Annotated in this window: 16 protein-coding genes; 10 read left to right on the forward strand and 6 right to left on the reverse strand. The window is 67.9% G+C overall.

The window, feature by feature from the left end; genetic code table 11:
• The 6 genes from A5708_RS11495 to A5708_RS11520 all read left to right on the forward strand — a co-directional run.
• Positions 1-1,070, forward strand: a 1,070-nt coding sequence (locus A5708_RS11495; RefSeq protein WP_155765980.1) for an ABC transporter ATP-binding protein, incomplete at its 5' end; no start/stop codon positions are given.
• Complete coding sequence (locus tag A5708_RS11500; protein WP_065028753.1) at positions 1,067-2,965, forward strand: ABC transporter ATP-binding protein; 1,899 nt, start codon at positions 1,067-1,069, stop codon at positions 2,963-2,965. The genes A5708_RS11495 and A5708_RS11500, both read left to right, overlap by 4 nt.
• A gap of 132 nt (positions 2,966-3,097) precedes the next feature.
• Positions 3,098-3,442: a DUF732 domain-containing protein gene (locus A5708_RS11505; protein WP_065028754.1), complete on the forward strand. Its 345-nt coding sequence runs from the start codon at positions 3,098-3,100 to the stop codon at positions 3,440-3,442.
• Between the two features lie 163 nt (positions 3,443-3,605).
• Complete coding sequence (locus A5708_RS11510) at positions 3,606-4,298, forward strand: hypothetical protein (RefSeq protein WP_065028755.1); 693 nt, start codon at positions 3,606-3,608, stop codon at positions 4,296-4,298.
• 254 nt (positions 4,299-4,552) lie between these two features.
• The gene (locus tag A5708_RS11515) at positions 4,553-5,761 is read left to right on the forward strand and encodes a BTAD domain-containing putative transcriptional regulator (protein WP_419538321.1); all 1,209 of its coding nucleotides are present in this window, start codon (positions 4,553-4,555) and stop codon (positions 5,759-5,761) included.
• Between the two features lie 148 nt (positions 5,762-5,909).
• Positions 5,910-7,784, forward strand: coding sequence for a serine/threonine-protein kinase PknH/PknJ (locus A5708_RS11520; protein ID WP_065028756.1), 1,875 nt, complete (start codon positions 5,910-5,912; stop codon positions 7,782-7,784).
• 23 nt (positions 7,785-7,807) lie between these two features.
• Here A5708_RS11520 and A5708_RS11525 read toward each other — a convergent pair whose 3' ends face one another.
• Positions 7,808-8,392: a hypothetical protein gene (locus A5708_RS11525; protein ID WP_065028757.1), complete on the reverse strand. Its 585-nt coding sequence runs from the start codon at positions 8,390-8,392 to the stop codon at positions 7,808-7,810.
• Positions 8,393-8,727: 335 nt separating this feature from the next.
• A complete protein-coding gene (locus tag A5708_RS11530) occupies positions 8,728-9,849 on the reverse strand; it encodes an adenylate/guanylate cyclase domain-containing protein (RefSeq protein ID WP_196772609.1) in 1,122 nt (373 codons plus the stop codon).
• 40 nt (positions 9,850-9,889) lie between these two features.
• Here A5708_RS11530 and A5708_RS11535 point away from each other — a divergent pair, with 40 nt between their 5' ends.
• A complete protein-coding gene (locus tag A5708_RS11535; protein WP_065028758.1) occupies positions 9,890-10,387 on the forward strand; it encodes a DNA-deoxyinosine glycosylase in 498 nt (165 codons plus the stop codon).
• Here A5708_RS11535 and A5708_RS11540 read toward each other — a convergent pair.
• Entirely contained in the window at positions 10,384-11,769 is a 1,386-nt protein-coding gene (locus A5708_RS11540; RefSeq protein WP_081292912.1) for an amidase, read from the reverse strand. The genes A5708_RS11535 and A5708_RS11540 overlap by 4 nt on opposite strands.
• Positions 11,770-11,852: 83 nt before the next feature.
• On the opposite strand from A5708_RS11540, the gene A5708_RS11545 reads away from it, so the two are divergent.
• Positions 11,853-12,287, forward strand: a complete 435-nt coding sequence (locus A5708_RS11545; protein ID WP_065028759.1) for an HIT family protein — start codon at positions 11,853-11,855, stop codon at positions 12,285-12,287.
• A gap of 159 nt (positions 12,288-12,446) precedes the next feature.
• Positions 12,447-16,397, forward strand: coding sequence for a bifunctional diguanylate cyclase/phosphodiesterase (locus A5708_RS11550; RefSeq protein ID WP_065028760.1), 3,951 nt, complete (start codon positions 12,447-12,449; stop codon positions 16,395-16,397).
• Here the strand turns inward: A5708_RS11550 and A5708_RS11555 are convergent.
• The 3 genes from A5708_RS11555 to A5708_RS11565 are packed head-to-tail and all read right to left on the reverse strand — an operon-like array spanning position 16,394 to position 19,420.
• The gene (locus A5708_RS11555) at positions 16,394-17,425 is read right to left on the reverse strand and encodes an LLM class flavin-dependent oxidoreductase (RefSeq protein WP_065028761.1); all 1,032 of its coding nucleotides are present in this window, start codon (positions 17,423-17,425) and stop codon (positions 16,394-16,396) included. The genes A5708_RS11550 and A5708_RS11555 overlap by 4 nt on opposite strands.
• Before the next feature lie 40 nt (positions 17,426-17,465).
• Entirely contained in the window at positions 17,466-18,596 is a 1,131-nt protein-coding gene (locus tag A5708_RS11560; protein ID WP_065028762.1) for an FAD-binding protein, read from the reverse strand.
• Positions 18,593-19,420 (reverse strand): uracil-DNA glycosylase, encoded by an 828-nt coding sequence (locus tag A5708_RS11565; protein ID WP_065028763.1) that lies wholly within the window; start codon positions 19,418-19,420, stop codon positions 18,593-18,595. Before A5708_RS11565 ends, A5708_RS11560 begins: the two co-directional genes overlap by 4 nt.
• A gap of 61 nt (positions 19,421-19,481) precedes the next feature.
• Here A5708_RS11565 and A5708_RS11570 point away from each other — a divergent pair, with 61 nt between their 5' ends.
• Positions 19,482-20,723, forward strand: coding sequence for an MFS transporter (locus tag A5708_RS11570; RefSeq protein ID WP_065028764.1), 1,242 nt, complete (start codon positions 19,482-19,484; stop codon positions 20,721-20,723).
• Positions 20,724-20,743: the final 20 nt, after the last annotated feature.

Here is a 20,743-nt window from a genome sequence, read left to right on the forward strand (position 1 = left end):
CCGCGGGTAACTGGCAAGCGCTGATGCTGCCGGTGACCACGCTGACCATCAACGTGTCCAGCGTCGCGCTGATCTGGTTCGGCGGGTTGCGCATCGACCGCGGCCAGATGCAGGTCGGCTCGCTGACCGCCTTCCTGGCCTACTTCACCCAGATCCTGATGGCGGTGTTGATGGCGACGATGACGCTGGTGGTGCTGCCGCGGGCCTCCGTCTGCGCCGAACGGATCACCGAGGTGCTCGCCACCCGGCCCGCCGTCACCGACCCCCCGAATCCGCTTGCCCCGCGCGGCGCGATCACCGGGACGGTGCGTCTGGAGGGCGCGACATTCACCTACCCCGGCGCCGATCGCCCAGTGCTGCAGAACATTTCGCTGACCGCGCGGCCCGGAACCACCACCGCCATCGTCGGCAGCACCGGTTCGGGCAAGTCGACGCTGGTCTCGCTGATCTGCCGACTCTACGACGTGACCGACGGCGCGGTCTCGGTGGACGGCATCGACGTCCGCGATTATCAGACCGAGCGGTTGTGGTCGGCCATCGGGCTGGTTCCCCAGCGCGGCTACCTGTTCTCGGGGACGGTCGCGGACAACCTGCGCTACGGCGCCGCCCCCCACCAAGAGGTCACCGACGAACAGATGTGGGACGCGTTGCGGGTGGCCGCCGCCGACGATTTCGTGCGGGCCCACGACGACGGGCTGCGCATGCGGGTGGCCCAGGGCGGGATCAACTTCTCCGGCGGGCAGCGGCAGCGACTCGCCATCGCGCGGGCGGTCATCCGCCGCCCGGCCATCTATCTGTTCGACGACTCGTTCGGCGCGCTCGACGCCCGTACCGACGCGCGGGTCCGCGCCTCGCTGCAGGAGATCTCCGGTGACGCCACCGTCATCGTTGTCACACAACGTATCTCGATCGCGGCGAAGGCCGATCAGGTGATCGTGATCGATAACGGGATCCTGGTGGGCACCGGCACGCACGAATCGCTGCTCGCCGATTGCGCCACCTACGCCGAATTCGCCGACTCGCAGTCGGTCGACGCCGTGCGCCCGGGTCGAGTCGGGGGCGCGCCGTGACCCGCGCGACCACCAAGCCGGGCGGCCGGCCCGCCCCAGCCACCCGTCCCCGCGACTTCTGGGGCCCGGCTGCCCGGTTGGTGAAACAGCTTGCGCCGCAACGACGACTATGCGCCGCGGTGATCACCCTGGGAATCACCGGCACAGCCGTCGGCGTGATCGTCCCACGGATCCTGGGGCATGCCACCGATTTACTGTTCAACGGTGTGATCGGGCGCCGGCTTCCCGCCGGAATCACCAAGGCGCAGTCCGTCGCCGACGCACGCAGCAGGGGAGCCAACACCTTCGCCGACCTGCTGTCCGGGATGAATGTGGTGCCGGGCCACGGCGTGGACTTCGGGGCGGTCGCGCGCACACTGACGCTGGCACTTGCGCTGTATCTCGTTTCCGCGCTGCTGATTTGGGGGCAGGCCCGGCTGCTCAACGTCACCGTGCAGCGCACCATGGTGGCGCTGCGTTCCGCTGTCGAGGACAAGATCCACCGGCTGCCGTTGTCGTACTTCGACGGCCGCCAGCGTGGCGAACTGCTGAGCCGCGTCACCAACGACATCGACAACATCCAATCGTCGCTGTCGATGACGATCAGCCAGCTGCTGACATCGGTTCTGACGGTGGTCGCGGTCCTGGCGATGATGCTGTCCATCTCGCCGCTGCTGGTGCTGATCACCGTGCTGACCGTGCCGTTGTCCCTGCTGGCGACGCGGGCGATAGCGCGTCGTTCCCAACGCCTGTTCGTCACCCAGTGGACCAGCATCGGACGCCTCAACGCCCATATCGAGGAGACTTACAGCGGTTTCACGGTGGTCACGACGTTCGGCCACCAGGCCGCGGCGCGCGAGCAATTCCGTACCCTCAACGACGACGTCTACCACGCCAGCTTCGGCGCGCAATTCTTCTCCGGACTGGTGGCGCCGGCGACCACGTTCATCGGAAACCTCGGGTATGTCGCCGTCGCCGTGGTGGGAGGCCTGCAGGTGGCCACCGGCCACATCACCCTGGGCAACATCCAGGCGTTCATTCAGTATGTGCGGCAGTTCAACTCACCATTGAGCCAACTGGCCGGGATGTACAACACCCTGCAGTCCGGGGCGGCCAGCGCCGAACGCGTCTTCACGCTGCTCGACGAGCCCGAGGAATCGCCGGATCCTCCGGCCGCCGACCAGCCCGCCGCGAGCCCGGCTGGACGCGTCGAATTCGCCCACGTGTGCTTCGCCTACCGCCCGGGCACCCCGGTGATCGAGGACCTGTCCATGGTGGCCGAACCGGGCAGCACGGTCGCGATCGTCGGGCCGACCGGAGCGGGCAAGACCACGCTGGTGAACCTGCTGATGCGGTTCTATGACGTCGACGCGGGCCAGATCCTGCTCGACGGGGTCGACATCTCCACGATGGACCGCCGGTCGTTGCGGTCGCGAATCGGCATGGTGCTGCAGGACACCTGGCTTTTCGACGGGACGATCGCGGAGAACATCGCCTATGGACGTCCCGACGCCGCTGCGGACGAGGTGCTCGAGGCCGCCGAGGCCGCCTTCGTCGATCGTTTCGTGCGGACCTTGCCGGCCGGCTACCAGACCCGAATCAGCGGTGACGGGGGCAACATCAGCGCCGGCGAAAAGCAGCTGATCACCATCGCACGCGCATTCCTTGCCCGCCCCCAGCTGTTGATCCTCGACGAGGCGACCAGCTCGGTCGATACCCGCACCGAGGCCCTCATCCAGCACGCGATGTGCGAACTGCGCCGCGACCGCACGAGTTTCATTATCGCGCATCGGCTTTCGACGATTCGCGATGCCGACCGAATTGTGGTGGTCGAGGGCGGCCGGATAGTCGAACAGGGCAATCACACTGAACTATTTGCCCGGCGCGGTTCGTATTACGAGATGACACAGGCGTAACGGCGCGCGTCCGGCGGGCCGCATCGATAAGCGGCCGCGATCGCTACCGAGAAGTTATTGAGAAGACACCAAGGAACAAACGCGACGCTGGGATCGTCCTACCCAGTAACGCACCTGAAAGGGGTGGCAGCAATGTTCTCCCGCCGCATCATCACCATGGCAACCACTACCATCGGCGCAGCCGCCGTCGGGCTTGCCGCCATCGGCATGGCCGGCACCGCCGCAGCGAGTTCCGTGCAGACCGCAGATCAGGCGTTCCTGGGCCAGATGCAAAGCCTCGGCGTCTCTTTCCCGTCGACTCAAGATGCCGTGCGAGCGGGCCACCAGGTGTGCACCGACCTGGCCGCCGGCCAAACACCGACAGCCGTCACCGTCCAGATCTTCCGCCACACCAACCTGACTCCCCCGCAGGCAGCCAGCGTGGTGATCGCGGCGACCCACGCCTACTGCCCCCAGTTCTCCGGGCAGCCCGCCTAGCCGACCACGACCCACGATGGGGGATTCCGGGTAACCGGGGTCCCCCATCGGCGGCTGGAACCAACCGCACGCCAGACGGCTCCAAGAATTCGTAGAGAAGTCAAAAAGGCGGACATCCGAAGCTCTTCTCAACCGACCCGCGAGACACGAGAAGAGGCCCACCGTGAAGACCGCCAACATCGCCAAGACCCTCACCTTCGCGGTGGCCGCCGCCGCGGTCGCGCTCGGCCTGGCGGCCCCGGCCGGCGCCGCGGCTTCCCAGCTCACGTACGGCGACCCGACCGCCGCCGCCCAGTTCTGGCGCCAGCAGCAATACGACGACTGCGTGCTCATGTCGAGCGCCGACGTCATCGGCGAGATCACCGGCGTGCAGCCGTCGGAGCACGACATCATCGAAAAGGCCCAGTCGACACCGAGCGTCGCCCACCCCGGTCCGATCTACACCAAGCCCGCCGCCGGCAGCAACGCGGAGTCGGGCCCGGGAGCAAACACCGCGGACATCCCCGAATTGCTGGCACAGTACAAGATCGGCGCGGTCGCCGGCGATAAGGACGACGCCGCGCAGACCGGCACCCCGTCGGGAATGGTGGGGCTCGAGCGAGCACTGGCCGCCGGTCACAAGGTGATCGTCAGCCTGAACGCCGAACTCATCTGGCACCAGCCCGTCGAACAGAAGGACAGGAACGCCCGCCCGGAGTCCAATCACGCCGTGGTGGTGACCGGTGTGGACACCGTCGCCGGCATGGTTCACCTCAATGACAGCGGCACCCCGGAAGGCCGTAACGAGCAAATTCCCGTCCGGCTCTTCGTCGAGTCGTGGGACACCAGCAACGAGTTGATGGTCGTCACCACCTGAACCGACGGCGATTCGCCTCACGCGGCGCGCAATGCCCCCGGGCCTGCGCGCCGCGGGTATGTCTCGGCGATGCAATCCAATTCGTGCGGGGCAGCCACTATCGCGCTGGGTACGAACACATTTCAGTCATCCGATAGCGCCGGACCGCGCTTCAGCGTGCCGGTGAAGTCGACGACATGCCGTCGGAGCTCGACGGTTTGCGGGGATTGTCAACGAATCCGCCCGGTTGGCGTCACAATCACAACTGTGACCTCATGGCATCCGACGCCGCGGACGCGGAAAGGCTGGTAGGCGCGATGGCGGACAAACGTCTCGAATTCGGTCTGCTCGGGCCGTTGGAGATGAGCGTTGACGGTGCCCTGGTGGCGCTCGGCACGCCCAAACAGCGGGCGGTGCTGGCGCTCCTGCTGATGAACCGCAACAACCCGGTCGGCGTCGACCGGCTTATCACCGCCCTGTGGGACGAGTCGCCGCCGTCGGGGGCGCGGGCCAGCATTCACTCCTACGTGTCCAACCTGCGCAAGCTGCTGACCGGCGCCGGCGTGGACCCGCGCACCGTGCTGGTCGCGGCGCCGCCCGGGTATCGGCTCAACATCCCCAATGACACTTGCGATCTCGGCCGCTTCATCGCCGAGAAGACCGCCGGCGTGCACGCGGCGGCCGCGGGACGCTTCGAACAGGCCAGCCGGCACCTGACCGCGGCCCTGGCCGAATGGCGCGGCCCGGTGCTCGAGGACCTGGAAGGCTTCCGGTTCGTCGACGCCTTCACCACGTCCCTCGTCGAGGAGAAGATCCTGGCTCACACGGCGCAGGCCGAGGCCGAAATCGCCTGCGGACGTGCGTTTACCGTGATCACCGAGCTGGAAGCGCTGACGGCCGAACATCCTTACCGCGAACAGCTATGGGCGCAGTTGATGACCGCCTACTACCTCACCGACCGCCAATCCGACGCGCTGGCGGCCTACCGCCGCGTGCAGAAGTCGCTCGCCGATGACCTCGGGATCGACCCGGGCCAGAACCTGCGCGCCCTCAATGACCGGATCCTGCGCCAGGAACCGCTGGACGCCAAGAAGAACGCCATGACGACCGCCGCGGTCGCGATCACCGTGCTGGAGCACTACACGTCCGACAAGAAGGTGTTCGCCTATCTGCACGAGGTGACCGGGCGCAGCTATCCGCTACAAGGGTCGACAACGATTGGGCGGCTTAGCGACAACGACATCGTCCTGGACTCCCCCAAAGTCAGCCGCCACCATGCCGTCGTCGTCGACACCGGAACCGGTTACATCATCGACGACCTACGGTCCTCGAATGGCGTGCACGTGCAGGACCAACGAATCCGCTCGGCCGCCACGTTGCAGGACGGCGACCGCATCCGGATCTGCGACCACGAATTCACCTTCCAGATCGCGGCCGACAACGGCGACGAGGCCAGGACCTCGGGCGACCCGACCACGCGCTGACGCGCGCCGAAATTGTTCCCGTTATCGTGCGGTGGGACGCCTGCGCGCTTACCGTCATGATTGCTCAGTCACGGGTTGCAATCGTGCGCCTGTCCGCAAAGTCTCGAACGGGACCGACAGGCTGGGGGTTGGGTTGGAAGGATGAGGAATGAGTGACGAGCAGTCCTCACGGGCGGGGTCGATGTTTGGCCCTTACCACCTGAAGCGGCTGCTGGGCCGCGGTGGGATGGGTGAGGTCTACGAGGCCGAACACACCGTCAAGGAGTGGACGGTCGCGGTCAAACTCCTCTCCGAAAGCTTCAGCCGGGACCCGGTATTTCGCGAGCGGTTGAAACGCGAAGCCCGCACCGCCGGTCGTTTGCAGGAACCCCACGTGGTGCCGGTGCACGACTACGGCGAAATTGACGGCCAGATGTATCTGGAGATGCGCCTGGTCGAGGGCACCGACCTGGACAGCGTGCTCAAGCGTTTTGGCCCGCTGACCCCACCTCGCGCGGTCGCCATCATCACCCAGATCGCCTCCGCACTCGACGCCGCCCATGCCGCCGGGGTGATGCACCGCGACATCAAACCGCAGAACATTCTGGTCACCCGTGACGACTTCGCCTACCTGGTCGACTTCGGCATCGCCAGCGCCACCACCGACGATAAGCTCACCCAGCTCGGCACCGCGGTCGGGACGTGGAAATACATGGCGCCAGAACGGTTTTCCGACGCGGAGGTCACCTATCGCGCCGACATCTACGCTCTGGCCTGCGTGCTGTTCGAGTGCTTGACCGGATCCCCGCCCTACCGCGCCGACAGCGCCGGCGTGCTGGTGTCCGCCCACATGATGGATCCCATCCCCGCGCCCAGCGAGCAGCGCCCGGGCGTCCCCAAGGCCTTCGACGCGGTGATCGCCCGCGGCATGGCCAAAAAGCCCGAGGACCGCTACGCCAGCGCGGGTGACCTGGCCCTGGCCGCCAAGGAAGCGCTCAGCAACCCCGACCAGGACCGCGCCGCTACCATCTTGCGCCGCAGCCAGGAAGCCGCGGTGCCCGCCGTCGATCACCCAGGCGCGCAGGCCCACGCCGCTGCAGCGCCCCCTCCGGCGTACCAGCCCACGTTCAACACCCCGCCGCCGTCGCCATTCGACCCGCCGTCGGCCCCCAGTTCCGGTCCGATACCGTCGCAGGGCGCTCAGGCGTGGACCCCCACCAGCGGCCCGATCCCGGCGGCCGGCCACCCCCCGCCGCCGTATTACCAAGGCGGCAACGCCAACTGGGGCGGCCCGCCACAGTTCACCAGCTCAACGCCCTGGGGTCAGCAGCCGCCCAAGCCGCACCGCAATGTCTGGCCCATCATCGCCGCGGTCGCCGTGGTGCTCGTTCTCATCGCGAGCGGGGTGGGCATCTGGCTGGTCGTCCGGCCCAAGCCGGAACCGCCGCAGGCCGCCCCGCTGGGGCCCGAACGCCTCAGCGGCCTGCTGCTCGGTCCGGCCGACATCAACGGCGTGATGGGCTCGTCGTCGATGCAGCCGGGCAAACCGATCACGTCGACGGACAGCTCCTCGGTGACGGTGTCCGCGCCGGACTGCCAGGGCGCGCTGTACACCACCCAGGATCCGGTCTACGCGGGCAGCGGCTACTCGGCCGTCAGCGGACTGGTGTCCTCGGAGGCGGGCGACAATTACGACCACTGGGTCAACCAGGCCGTCGTGCTCTTCCCGTCCGCCGACAGGGCCAAGAGCTTCGTGCAGACCTCCGCGGAGAAGTGGAAGGGCTGCGCCGGCAAGACCGTGACCGTCACCAACAAGAACAAGACGTACCGGTGGACGTTCGCCCAGCTTCAGGGCAGCCCGCCAAAAGTGACGCTGATGGACACCCAAGAAGGCGCCGACGGCTGGGAGTGCCAGCGCGCGCTCAGCGTGGCCAACAACGTGGTCGTCGACATCAACGCGTGCGGGTACCACATCAGCGATCAGGGCGGCCAGATCGCCGACAAGATCGTCGCCAAAATCGACAGCGAAAAGCCGGAAGGCTGACCGGCCGTACCGTTAATGCCTTGTCACGACTGAAGATCGGGCCCCTGCGCGCGTAGGTCGTCGACCGCCGACATCGCGCCCCGCAACTTGGCCAGCCACTCCTCGGCGTGTTCGCCGACCAGCTTCACCGACCACGCCAGCGCGTCGGCGCGGGATCGGGCGACCCCCGCATCGACCAACGTGTCCAGCACCTGACGTTCCGGTTGCTTCAGCCGCGTCATGACCGGTACGGCGATGTGGGTGAACAGAATTCGCTCGGTGCCCGCCGTGGAGCCGACCTCGACGCCCCAGGACACCTTGCGTCCGTAGCGATCCTGCGCTTCGTCGGCGATATGCATCCGCTCGGACCGGGTGTCTTCGCGGAATCGCGAAGCTCGACCGGCCGCGCGGGCCTCGCTGGCTTCGCCCTCCGGACTCGCCGCGTCCGGAAGCTTGCCGATGACGGTGATCTCTTCGCGGTCGACGGTCACCGTCGGGTCGCCGTCGAACCAATCCTCCGGTAGACGACCGGCGAACCACTCCGCGGCGTCGCTGGCGTCGGGTTGCTGGGCTTGCTGCCAGCCCCCGGGGCGGCCGTAACGCCGCCCATGTGTGTGATGCGCTTTCATGATTACATGATTACACCGTTGCAACTGTAAGGGAACGGCCTTTCACCGGCAGCGAAACGACGGAGGAACGCGGGGCGACCTCCCGCCGGTTGCGGCCACCGGCTCACGGATGATCGAGGACTCCGGCCAACCCGGAAAACCCGTTGATCCGGGCAGTTCGTCGGCGTAGTTTGGTTAGCGAAGCAGGCCCGGAAGCGACCAATTCGAAGTGCCGGAACACGGGGTAGGAATCCGGCCGCGTAGGACACGCATAAGACGGAGTCAGACGCCCCCTGGAGTCGCGCCGGGCCTGCCCATGTGCCGGGGCTCCTTTGCTCGCCGTGGCTGCGTGGCCGTCAGTCGCCGTCGCCCCGCCGGACCCGAAACAGCTTCACCTCGCTTTTGATGCCCTTGAGCCGACGGGCACCGGCGAACGATCCGGAGAACTCACCGCGGTCGCCGATGACGTCCCAGACCGAATCCGCGACCAGGACCGTGCCGGGGCGCGCCACGTTGGTAACGCGGCTTGCGACGTTCACCGGGCTGCCGAACCAATCACCGGCCCGGCTCACCGCCATGCCGGACGCCACCCCCGCTCGCAACCGGGGAAAGTCGTTGTCGGTGTCGACGGCTTCAACGAGTTTGACGATGACGTCCAGCAACGGGAGCGGATCTGGGCAGACGAACATCACCGCATCGCCGATGGTCTTGATGAATCGCACCGGGGGCACGGTCATGTCCCGGGCTAGGATGGCCAGCCGGTTGGCCAGATGCCCGAGCTCCTCGGGTGACACGGCCTCGCCGATCTTCGTGAAGCCGACCAGGTCCGCGAAGGCAACGGTGATCTGGCGCGCTCCCGGGAGCGGCTTGCCTGCGGCCCGCTCCGCGGCATTGATCGCCTCGGTCTCCATCATGTGACGCAGCTGCATGAACAACATGTGCTCGATCATCGGGCCGAGCATGGGCGCGATCTCGGTCACCAAAGCCTTTGAGGACTTGGCGATTTCGAGTTCGGTGGCGCCGGGGCGCATGATCGCCGAAAGGGCCGTGTACCGCATGACCTCGGCGGCCCGCGACAGCCCCTCGGCGAGCACCCGCACCACCAGGACCAGCTGTTCGGGATCCAGTCCCAGCTCCACGAATCGCTGGGTGAAGGCGGCGGCTTCACCGTCGGCGCGCATGTGCACGGCCGCGTCGGGGTCGTCCACGCGGACCAGACCGATCGCGCGCTGCACTTGCTGCAGCAGGCCCAGGTCGATGCCGTGGGCCTCGCTGATCTCACGGGTGGACACGTAGCTGCCGTCGTCGCCGATGAGGTGGCGGGTGGCCAGCAGTAAGGGCGGATTGGTGGTGCGGATCTCCTCGGCGGTGACGCCCTGCTCGAACAACCACTTCACCAGCTCGGCGCGCTCCGTGCGCGCGCTCCCCTCGAGCCCCTCGAGCAGATCGTCGATGTCGTGGTCGGCCCCGTCCTGCACGTCGCCAACGTACAACGCGGGCGAGCCATGATGTGGGGTGATGAGCACACCGCTGCTGCGGGGATTCCCGCCCGTCGTCGACGAGCGCGCCACGACGCTGATCCTCGGCTCGTTTCCCAGTGCACAGTCGCTGGTGGCGCGCCAGTACTACGCCAATCCGCGCAATGCGTTCTGGTCGATCACCGGTGAGCTGTTCGGCTTCGATGCGGCCGCGCCCTACGACGGGCGGCTCACGGAACTGCGGTCCCGTGGTGTCGCCCTCTGGGACGTGCTGCACGCGTGCCGCCGGGTCGGCAGCTCCGACTCGGCAATTGAGCCAAAGAGTTTGTTGGTCAACGATTTTGGTGAGCTGTTCGAGCACTACCCCACCATCACGGCGGTGTACTTCAACGGCGCCAAGGCCGCCGACCTGTTCCGCCGACTGGCGACGGCGCCCGAGCGGATCCGGTATCGGCGGTTGCCGTCGACCAGCCCGGCCCACGCGGTGCGGCCGGGCGCCAAGCTCGCGGCCTGGGCTGTGCTGCTTGACCCCGCTTAGGAGACCGGCGGTCGCCGCAGGGCCCACGGCCGGGCGGCTTCGATCTGCGCCGAGAGCGACAGCAGGGTCGCTTCGTCATAGGGTCTGCCCACGAGCTGGACCGACATCGGCAAGCGATCCCCGTCGAAGTCCCACGGGACCACCGCCGCGGGCTGCCCGGTCAGGTTCCAGATCTGTTGGTAGGGAACGTATTGGCCGACCCTCAGCAGCGTGGACACGGCGCCGCGGCGTTGATACGCGCCGATACGCGACGGGCCCGCCGCGGTGCCGGGGGTGACGACGACGTCGACGTCGTCGAAGATCGCCTGGATCCGCGCAATCACGGCGCCCTCGTTGGCTCGGATGGCCTCCATCCGCCGGTCGGAGAAGAAAGACCCCAAACGGGCCATGTTGCGCGTGCGCGTTTCCAGGCGTTCCGGATGGGCCAGAGCGTCCGCGTCGTCGCAGATGCCGCGTAAATAGCGGGGCAGGTAGTTCGTGACTATCGCCGAGGGCGGATATTCGGGGTCGGCCGTGACGACGTCATGGCCGAGGTCGCGAAGCAACGCGCCCGCCTGGTCGACCGCCGCCAGCTCCGCCTTGCCGACCCTGACCGGGAGTGGGGTTGGGACCTTGGTGCTCAACGCAATTCGCAACCGGCCGGGACTTCGCCCCGCCGCGACCGCGAACTCCCCTTCGGGACCGGGCACCGTCGACGTCGCATCCAGGAACACGGCGGCGTCCATCACCGTCCGCGCGATCGGGCCGTTGACGCTCAGCCCGTACCAGGCGTCGTCGTGCGGTTCCAGCGACACCCGATCGCGTTGCGGCTTCAGGCCGAACAGGCCACACCACGTCGCCGGGATGCGGATCGAGCCGCCCCCGTCGGATCCCAGTGCCAGGGAAGCCAAGCCGGCGGCCACGGCGGCGGCGCTCCCGCCGCTGCTGCCGCCGGGGGTGCGGGTGGGATTCCACGGGTTACGGGTGGCCCCGAAGGTCATCGACTCGGTGTAGGGCAGCATCATCAGCTCGGGCACATTGGTTTTGCCGATGATCACGGCGCCCGCGGCCCGCAACCGGCGCACCACCTCCGCGTCGGAGGTGACGGCGGGCCGGTGTCCGCCGCTGCCGAAAGTCGTCACCTCCCCCGCGACGTCGACATCGTCTTTGATCGCGATCGGCACGCCGAGCAGAGGTAGCCGTTCGCCCGCGTCCAGGCGCTGCTGCGCCGCGGCGGCCTCGTAACGGGCTTGGTCGGCAAGCACCACGCGGTAGCAACGCAGCTGGCTGTCCAGTCGCGCGATCCGCTCCAGGTAGAGCTCGAGCAACTCCGGCGCGGTCAATTCACCGTTGGCCAGCATGCGCGCGTGTGCCGCCGCGCCGGCGAACGCGAGATCGTTCACCGCGGCAGCGTATCCCGATAATCGCGGCAGGCCCCGAATGGTCTCGGCATGGCCCCGACGCAGCAGCCAGTACCGTGGGCGACATGTCCTGCGTGTTCTGTGCGATCGTCGCCGGCGAGGCTCCCGCCATCCGGATCTACGAAGACGACGACTACCTGGCCATCCTCGACATCCGCCCGTTCACCCGCGGCCACACGTTGGTGCTGCCCAAGCGACACAGCGTCGATCTCACCGACACCCCGCCGGAAACGCTGGCCGGAATGGTCACCCTGGGGCAACGCATCGCCCGGGCCGCGCGCAGCACCGAATTGGCCGACGCGACCAACATCGCGGTCAACGACGGCAGCGCCGCTTTCCAGACCGTCCTCCACATCCACCTGCACGTTCTGCCCCGCCGCAACGGCGACAAGCTGTCGGTGGCCAAGGGGCTGTTGCTGCGCCGCGACCCCGACCGGGACGCCACCGGCCAGATTCTGCGCACCGCGCTGGCCCGCATCGATGCAAGTCAGCCGGATTGAGCCGCTCGCCCGATCACGGTCCGCGCCTGCACCAACCTGACAAAAGCCCCACTTCGCGAACGTCAGCAGCGGTTTAATGCCCTGTAACTCGTGGTGAGGTTGTTCATTTCTTCACCACACAGCAGGGGAGCGGCTGGTGCGGTGTTGAAACGCTGGGCGGTGAATCCGTGGCGGCGGTTCGGCGTGCCCGCGCGCAGGGGCTGGCTGCTCGTCGGCGCGTACGGCGTCGCCGAGTCGTTGATCGTGGTGTCGCAGTTCTGGGGGTCGCGTGGCCCCTACGGCACGCGGCCGATCAACGAGGTCGTCATCGCGGTGTGCCTGGCCATCACGGCGGTGTGCGCCGTCGCCGCCGCGCGCCGCAAAGCCGGACGACAGCGATACGGCTGGCTGGCGCTGGTCACGGGTCTGGGCGGCTGGGCGGGTGGTGAGATCATCTGGGCGGTCTACGACGTGCGCCCGGAATTCGACCACGCCGCCAACCCGGCGGCGACCGAGATCGTGCTGCTGTTGTATCCGGTGGGCGCGATGACCTCGCTGGTGTTGCTGTCCCGGCTCTCTCGCCTCGACAACTTCCGGCGTCTGCTGCTCGACGGCCTGATTGTGGCGACTTCGCTGTTCGTCATCTCCTGGGTGTTCGTGGTCGAAACTCAGCTGCGGGAGCACACCGGCACCCGGCTGGCGACGCTGGCGGAGGTCTTCAGCGACATCGTCCTGCTCACGACGGCGATCCTGATGCTGTCGCGGGCGCGTCCCGGCGACCAGCCGAGCCGGATGCTGCTGGCCGGCGGGATCGGGATGATCAACCTTGCCGACCTGGTGCTGGTTTTCGACACCGGCATCGGCAGCTATCACACCGGCTACGTCGCCGACCTGACCCGAGTCGCGGGGCTGGCGATGTTGGCGCTGGCCGCGGCGGCCAGCCGGCACGAGCATCCCGCGCGGGCGTCGCAAGCGTCGCCGGACGAGATGGAGCTGCGCACCCGCCTCTGGCTGCCTTACCTGCCGCTGACCATGGCGGCCGCGGTGGGCTGGGCACACGCGGCCGGCAATACGCTGCACAAACCGTTGCTGGGCGCGCTGGGAATCCTCGTGGCCGCCGTGCTGGCCCGGCAATTCGTGGCCCTGGTGGAGAACCAGAATCTGCTGTCCGAAGTCGCGCAGGAGGCCTTCCGCGACCACCTGACCGGCCTGGCCAATCGGGCGCTCTTCCTGCACCGGTTGGAGCTGGCCATCGCGCGCCGGCACCCCGACGGCACACCGATCGCGGTGTTGTGCCTGGACCTCGACAACTTCAAAGCCGTGAACGACGCCCTGGGCCATCCGGCCGGCGACGAACTTCTGGTCCGGGTGGCCGACCGGCTCACCGCCGCGCTGGGCGACACGGGCACCATCGCCCGGCTGGGTGGCGACGAATTCGCGGCGGTCATCGAAACCTCCGTCGAAGAATCGCAGGCGGCTGCGCACCGCATCCTCGACGCCTTCACCGGACCCGTTCTGATCGACGGCATTCCGATCACGGTGCGGCCCAGCATCGGATTCACGGTGGCGACCGGCTCGGCGAACTGCACCGTCGATCAGCTGTTGCGACACGCCGACTTGGCCATGTACGCCGCCAAACGCGAAGGCGGCCAGTGCATCCGCAGCTTCATGCCCGACTTGCCGCTGCCATATGCGTTTCCGGCGGCGCCGGGTTCGCACAGATCGCCCGTGGCCTCCCGCGTTATCGGTGGTGGCGACGCCGATACGCCGCGCGATTCCCGGCCGGCCGCCGTGGTCGCCACGGCGGCACCGAGCCCGCCCGAGGAAGCTCCGGACGCCGTCCGCTGGCCGCCACGGGACGTCCGGACCGCAATCGCGCTGCTGGCAGTCGGATTGGCCGCCTTCACCGTGTCCAGCGTCCTGCGTCCGAATGCGGGCCACGGCATCGTCTCGGCCGCCGCGCTGTACACGGCTTTGACCGTGGTCGCGGCCGGACTCATCGCCCTCCGCGCGTACCGTGTTCCGGCCGACCGGTTCGCCTGGGGGCTGATCGCCGCGGGCATGGCGTCCTCGGCGGTGGGTGACGTCGTCTATGCCTTGTGGGTGCCCAACGGCCGATCCCCGTCGGTGGCCGATCCGGAGTACCTGGCCTACTACCCCTTCGTCTACGCCGGCCTGTTGCTGCTCATGCGGGCTCGGCTCAAGCGGCTGCCGGTCCCGATTCAGCTCGACTCGTTCATCTGCGCGTTGACGTTGGCGGCGGTGGCCGCGGCATTGACGGCCGGCCCGATCCGGGCGGCCGCAGTACGCAGTCCGGCGACCGTTTGGGTTGGGCTGGCCTATCCGTGGAGCGATCTGGTGCTGCTGGCCCTGGCCGCCGGCATGTTGCCAATCCTTGGCTGGCGCAATGAAATTCGCTGGGCACTGCTGGTCGCCGGATTGGTCTTGTTCGCGGTCGCGGACGCCGCCTATCTCTTTCAGACGTCGGCCGGCTTGTATCGGGCGGGCTCGCTGCTGGATGCGTGCTGGGCCGCGTCGTCGTTGCTCATCGCGATGGCGAGCTGGGCCAGATCGTCGTCGATCACGCCACCACCCCGGGGCCGATACGGGCCCTACATCACTCCGGTGGTGTCCGCCGTCGTGGCGCTGGGCGTGATCGTCCTGGCACATCATTCGCGACTCGCCGCGACGCTGGCGGCGTTGAGCCTGGTCGTGGCGACCGGTCGGTTCGCGCTGACCTTCCGCACCGCGAACCCGCTGGAGACGAACGACAGACTCGCCATGATCGACGAGTTGACGGCACTGCCGAACCGGCGCTCACTGGCGACGGCCCTGACCGGGTTGCCCGTCTCGCCACCATCGGGAGCCAGGTCGATTCCGACCAGAGCGCACGCGCGCCGCGCGCTGTTGTTGTTGAACCTCAGCGATTTTCACGAGATCACCAACTCTATCGGCAGGCAGTTCGGTGATGAGCTGCTCTGCCACATCGCAAATCGACTGGCCGGCTGCGTCCGTCGCGACGATCTGCTCGCACGGGTGGGCGAAGACCAATTCGCCGTGCTGCTGTCGGATGGGGCCAACCTCACCGCGGCGAGCGCCTCGGCGGGCCGGCTGCTCGAAGCCTTAAGCGAGCCAATCGCTTTGGATCCGATCACCGTGCAGGTGGACGCCCGCATCGCCATCGCGCTCTGCCCCGACCACTGCGACTCCCCGCAGGACTTGTTGGACCGCGCCGAAACCACCATGGCGCACGCCAAATCCGCCCGCAGCAAGATCGCCGTCTACGACTCCTCGTTCGAGGTTCATCGCGACAACGACCCGAGCCTCATCGAGGAATTACGCACCGCGTTGTTCGATACCGACGAGCTGAGACTGCACTACCAGCCCAAGATCGACGGCCGCGACAACAGCGTCCACAGTGTCGAGGCGGTGCTGCGCTGGCAGCACCCCACCCGCGGAACACTGCTGCCGGAGGAGTTTCTGTCCGTCGCCGAACGCGCCGGGCTGATGCGCAAAATCTCCAACCGCACGCTCTCCATGGCGCTGGCGCAGGTTCGCTCGTGGCGCGAAGAAGGCATCCCGCTGACCGTCGCGGTAAACCTGTCGACGACCAACCTGCTGGACATCGAACTCGTCGGCACCGTCGAGCGACTCCTCGCCAACCACGGTCTGCCCGCCGAGGCGCTCATCCTCGAGATCACCGAGAGCGCGCTGGTGGATTCCGTGCGAAGCCGCAACACCGTCGCCGCGCTGCAGGGCCTGGGCATCCGCATCTCGCTCGACGATTACGGCACCGGTTGGTCGTCATTGGCTCGCCTGCAAGAGGTTTCGGTCGACGAGCTGAAACTCGACCGGATCTTCGTGTCGCGGCTGGCCCACGACGCGCGATCGGTCGCCATCGTGCGGTCGACGGTGGCGCTGGCGTCCAACCTGGGTGCCGATCTGGTCGCCGAGGGGGTCGAGAACGAGGCCACCCTGCACGCCCTGCGGCGGTATGGCTGCAACATCACCCAGGGCTTCGTGCACAGCCCGCCGCTGCCGCCGGACGACCTGCGCGACTGGATGGCCAGCCATGCGAGCGATCCCCACGCCAGCCGGTCCGAGGAGCCGGCGCGTTCGAGCGAGGGCTAGAACAGCTCCTTGGCCAGTAGCTCCAGCGTCGCGACCCGCGCGGGTGCGGTTTCGGAATCGGTTCCGCGGCGCGCCGAGGCCACCGGGTTCACCATGACCTCGTCGACGCCGAACCGGTCGGCCAAGGCCCGGATTTGGTCGGCGGCCTCGGCAGGTGCCCCCAGAACGGCGCGTTGCAGGCCACTCTCGACGATCCTTTGTTGCTGTCCGGTCAGCTCGGCGACGGCGGCCTCCTCGACCAGCGGCACGGGCCCGAGCGGCTGCCCGGTCCGAAGCCGGGCCATCATCTGCAGGTTGGGCAGCATCAAAGCCGTTGCCTCTTCCCGTGTTTCGGCCACAACCGCGTTCACCGTCAGAAATGTCAGCGGCTCGGCCGTCAGCTCACTGGGCTTGAACCGCGAGCGGTACACCTCGAGCGCCTCTTCGGTTCCGTTGCCGGAGAAGTGATGTGCGAACACATACGGCAACCCCTTGGCGGCGGCCAGATGCGCCGAGTACATCGACGAGCCAAGCAGCCACAGGCGCGGTTCACCGGCCGCGGCCGGGGTGGCCCTGAGGGTGTAGTCACCTGAGCGCAGCGGAACCCGCACGCCGCGAGCGCTCATCAGCGCCGCCACGTCATCGAGGTATTCGGGGAAGTTCTCGATGTCGCGGTCGTCCCGGCCGCCGCGCAGCGCATACGACGTCACCGGATCCGATCCGGGCGCCCGGCCGATGCCGAGGTCGATCCGGCCCGGGGCGGCGGCTTCCAGCAGCGCGAACTGCTCGGCCACCGCCAGCGGGGCGTGATTGGGCAGCATCACGCCGCCCGACCCGAGCCGCAGCTGCGAGGTCTGCGCGGCCAGGTAGGCGAGCACCACCGGCGGGCTGGTGGCACCCACCGACGGCATGTTGTGGTGCTCGGCGACCCAGAAGCGGGTGAAACCCAGCCGGTCCGCGGCCTGCGCGAGTTGCAGGGTGGCCGCCAGGGCCGCACCGGTCGTCTGGTCGGTGCGCACCGGGATGAGGTCAAGAACGGAAAGACGCACGATCGCGTCAACGCGCGCGGGCCCGCAAACGTTCCCGGGCTCAGTAGTCCTTGAGCGTGATGGAGGCGACGATGCGGTCGAACACCTCTTGCGGTATCGGCGCACCGCCCGGAATGTTGTCCACGACCAGCCACTGGTTGCGCTTGACGTAGTCGCTGAATTCGCGGTGATAGTTGGCGAAGCCGGCTTCGTAGTCGACCGTCCCCTCCTGGGTGGCCGCCTTGAGCTCACCGGCCAGGATGTAGGCGCCCAGCAGCGCGACACTGGTCCCCTGCCCCGACAGCGGCGAACAGCAGTACCCGGCGTCCCCGACCAGCGCCACGCTCCCCCGCGACCAGCGATCCATCTTGATCTGCGACATCTCGTCGAAGTAGAAATCCGGTGCGGTCCGCATGTACTCGAGCAGCTGCGGGCGAATCCAGCCGTCGCCGGCCATCCGCCGCTCCAGCTCGGCCAACTGGGCCGCGGTGTCGCGGTAGTCGATCCGCAGATCGGTATCCATGAAGCCGACCATGGCCCGCGCCTCGGTGTTGTTGCGCGCGCTGTAGACCCCCGCCATGCTGGCGTCCCCGTAGTGCCACATCTGCCAGTAGTCCAGGTCCAAGAAATTGGGCACCGTGAAGATCGCCGCGTGCGTGCCCAGCCTCTCGATGAAATCCTCTTCCGGACCGAAGACCAACCGCCGCACGTTGGAATGCAATCCGTCGGCGCCGATCACCAGATCGAAACTGCGCGGCGCGGCACGCTCGAAGGTGACGTGTACCGCCGCACCGTCGTCCTGCACTGCGGTGATGGTGTCATCGAATACATACTCGGCCGTCCATTGGCTTGCGCCATAGAGCAATTCGACCAAGTCATCGCGCAACAGCTCGATGTTGGGACTGTCGATGGGGCCACCGGTGGGTGTCGACTCCGTGTCCCGAGACAATTCGTTGCCGTCACGATCGACGACCGAGGACCCTTGGATTTGCGTCCTGCGCTTCTGGGCGGCGCCCAGCAGGCCCATCCGCTCGAGCACCGTCAACGCCGGTCCGCGCACGTCGATCGCCTGACCGCCCGGCCTCGGCCCCCGGTGGCGCTCCACCACGGTCACCGAAAAGCCATGCCGCCCAAGCCAAAACGCGGCCGCCGCGCCCGCAACGCTGGCGCCCGATACCAGAACCTCGGTCACTTGATCCCTGCCAGTTCTTTTGCGTCGCGAAAGACGTCGTCGAGCATTGCTGGTGTCAACCTACCGGTGAACATGTTTTGCTGGCTCGGGTGGTAGCAGCCGAGCAATCGCACGCCGGGCGCCAAGTCGGCAACGACACCGTGGCCGAATCGCGGCTTACGTCCCGCGAAGGTGCCCGGCAGCCGCAGCGCGATCTGCCAGCCGAACCCGCCCAGGGCCACGACCACGCGGACATCCTCGGACACCAACCGCCACTCGGCCTGCAGCCAGGGCCAGCAGGCGTCGCGCTCCTCGGTCGTCGGGGCGTTGGCCGGAGGCGCACACCGCACCGGCGCGACGATGCGAATCTTCTTGGTCTGCAACCCATCCGCTGCGTCGACACTGGTCGGCTGGTTCACCAGTCCGGCCCGATACAGCGCCGCGTACAACTGGTCGCCCGAGCGGTCGCCGGTGAACATCCGCCCGGTCCGGTTGGCGCCGTGCGCGGCGGGCGCCAGCCCGACGATCAACAGCCGCGGCCGCACCGATCCCCAGCTGGGCACCGGTCGCCCCCAATACGGCTGGTCGGCAAAGGCCCGGCGCTTGACGGCCGCGACGTCCTCGCGCCAGCTGACCAATCGCGGGCAGGCCCGGCAGACGCTGACCAGCGCGTCGATTTCTGGAATCGAACCGGCGTGTTCGGCGAGCTCGGCGACGGCGGCGGCATCCGCCGCCACCGGGGTCTGCGGCGTCGCGGGATCACCCGGCCATCCGGCGCCGGCCCCGACCGGAGAGCCGAACATCTGGCCGGTGCGTGGGTGGGCGAGCACATGAACATCCTGCATGAGTCGAAAAATTCGGTCGCCGCAAATACCGCTTTCGCATAAATTCAGCGGCGATATTCCAATGAAAAGCGGCGGCCCAGCATTCCTGATCCTGTTCGCCACGATGATGGCGACAGCGGGTAGCGGCATCTCGATCGTCGCGTTCCCGTGGTTGGCGTTGCAGCACCACAACAGCGCGCGGGAAGCCTCGGCCGTGGCCCTGGCGATGACGCTGCCGCTGGTGCTGTCCACTCTCGTCGCGGGCACCGCGGTCGACTTCTTCGGGCGCCGCCGAATATCGCTGGTCTCCGATTCGCTCTCCGGGACGGCGGTGACCCTCGTGCCGCTGATCGCGTGGGGGCTGGGTGCGGACGCCCTCAACCTGGCGGTGCTGGCCGTCCTGGCCTTCTTCGCGGCCGCGTTCGACCCGGCCGGGACGACCGCGCGTGAGTCGATGCTGCCCGAGGCGGCCGCCCGGGCGGGCTGGTCGCTTGCCCGCACCAACAGCGTCTACGAGGCGATCCTCAACCTGGGGTTCATCGTGGGCCCGGGCATCGGCGGCCTGATGATCGCCACGGTCGGCGGCGTCAACACGATGTGGGTGACGGCGGGTTTGTTCGGGCTGTCGATTTTGACGATCGGGCCGCTGCGCCTCGCGGGCGCCGGTAAGCCTGCCCGCGAGACACGGCCCTCCGGGTGGATGTCCGGCATCGCCGAAGGGTTGCGCTTCGTCTGGAACATGAGGGTGCTTCGGACGCTGGGCTTGATCGACCTGGCCGTCACGGCGCTCTACCTGCCGATGGAAAGCGTGCTGTTCCCGAAGTACTTCTCCGACCAACACCAACCCGCGCAACTGGGGTGGGCGTTGATGGCGATCGGGTTCGGCGGCGTAGCCGGAGCGCTCGGCTATGCCGCGCTGTCGAAACATCTGCGACGGCGCGCGGCCGTGCTGACGGCGACCCTCACCTTCGGGGCGGCGACCGTCGGGGTCGCATTCCTGCCGCCGTTGCCGGTGATCCTGGTGCTCTGCGCCGTCACCGGCCTGGTCTACGGACCGATCCAGCCGATTTACAACTACATGATGCAGACCCGGGCCCCGCACCGGCTGCGCGGCCGGGTGGTCGGGGTGATGACCGGGTTGACCTACGCGGCGGGCCCGTTGGGCTTGCTGGTGGCCGGTCCGTTGACCGACGCGGCCGGGCTGAAGGTCACGTTCCTGGCGCTGGCGATTCCGATCCTGCTGATCGGCCTGGTCGCCTGCCGGCTGCCGTCGCTGCACGAACTGGACCGCGCGCCGGAGTTCGCACGAGACCCGGGACCGTGACGCGGGCCTAGTATCGGGCC

The organism is Mycobacterium colombiense (assembly GCF_001672755.1).
GTDB lineage: Bacteria > Actinomycetota > Actinomycetes > Mycobacteriales > Mycobacteriaceae > Mycobacterium > Mycobacterium colombiense_C.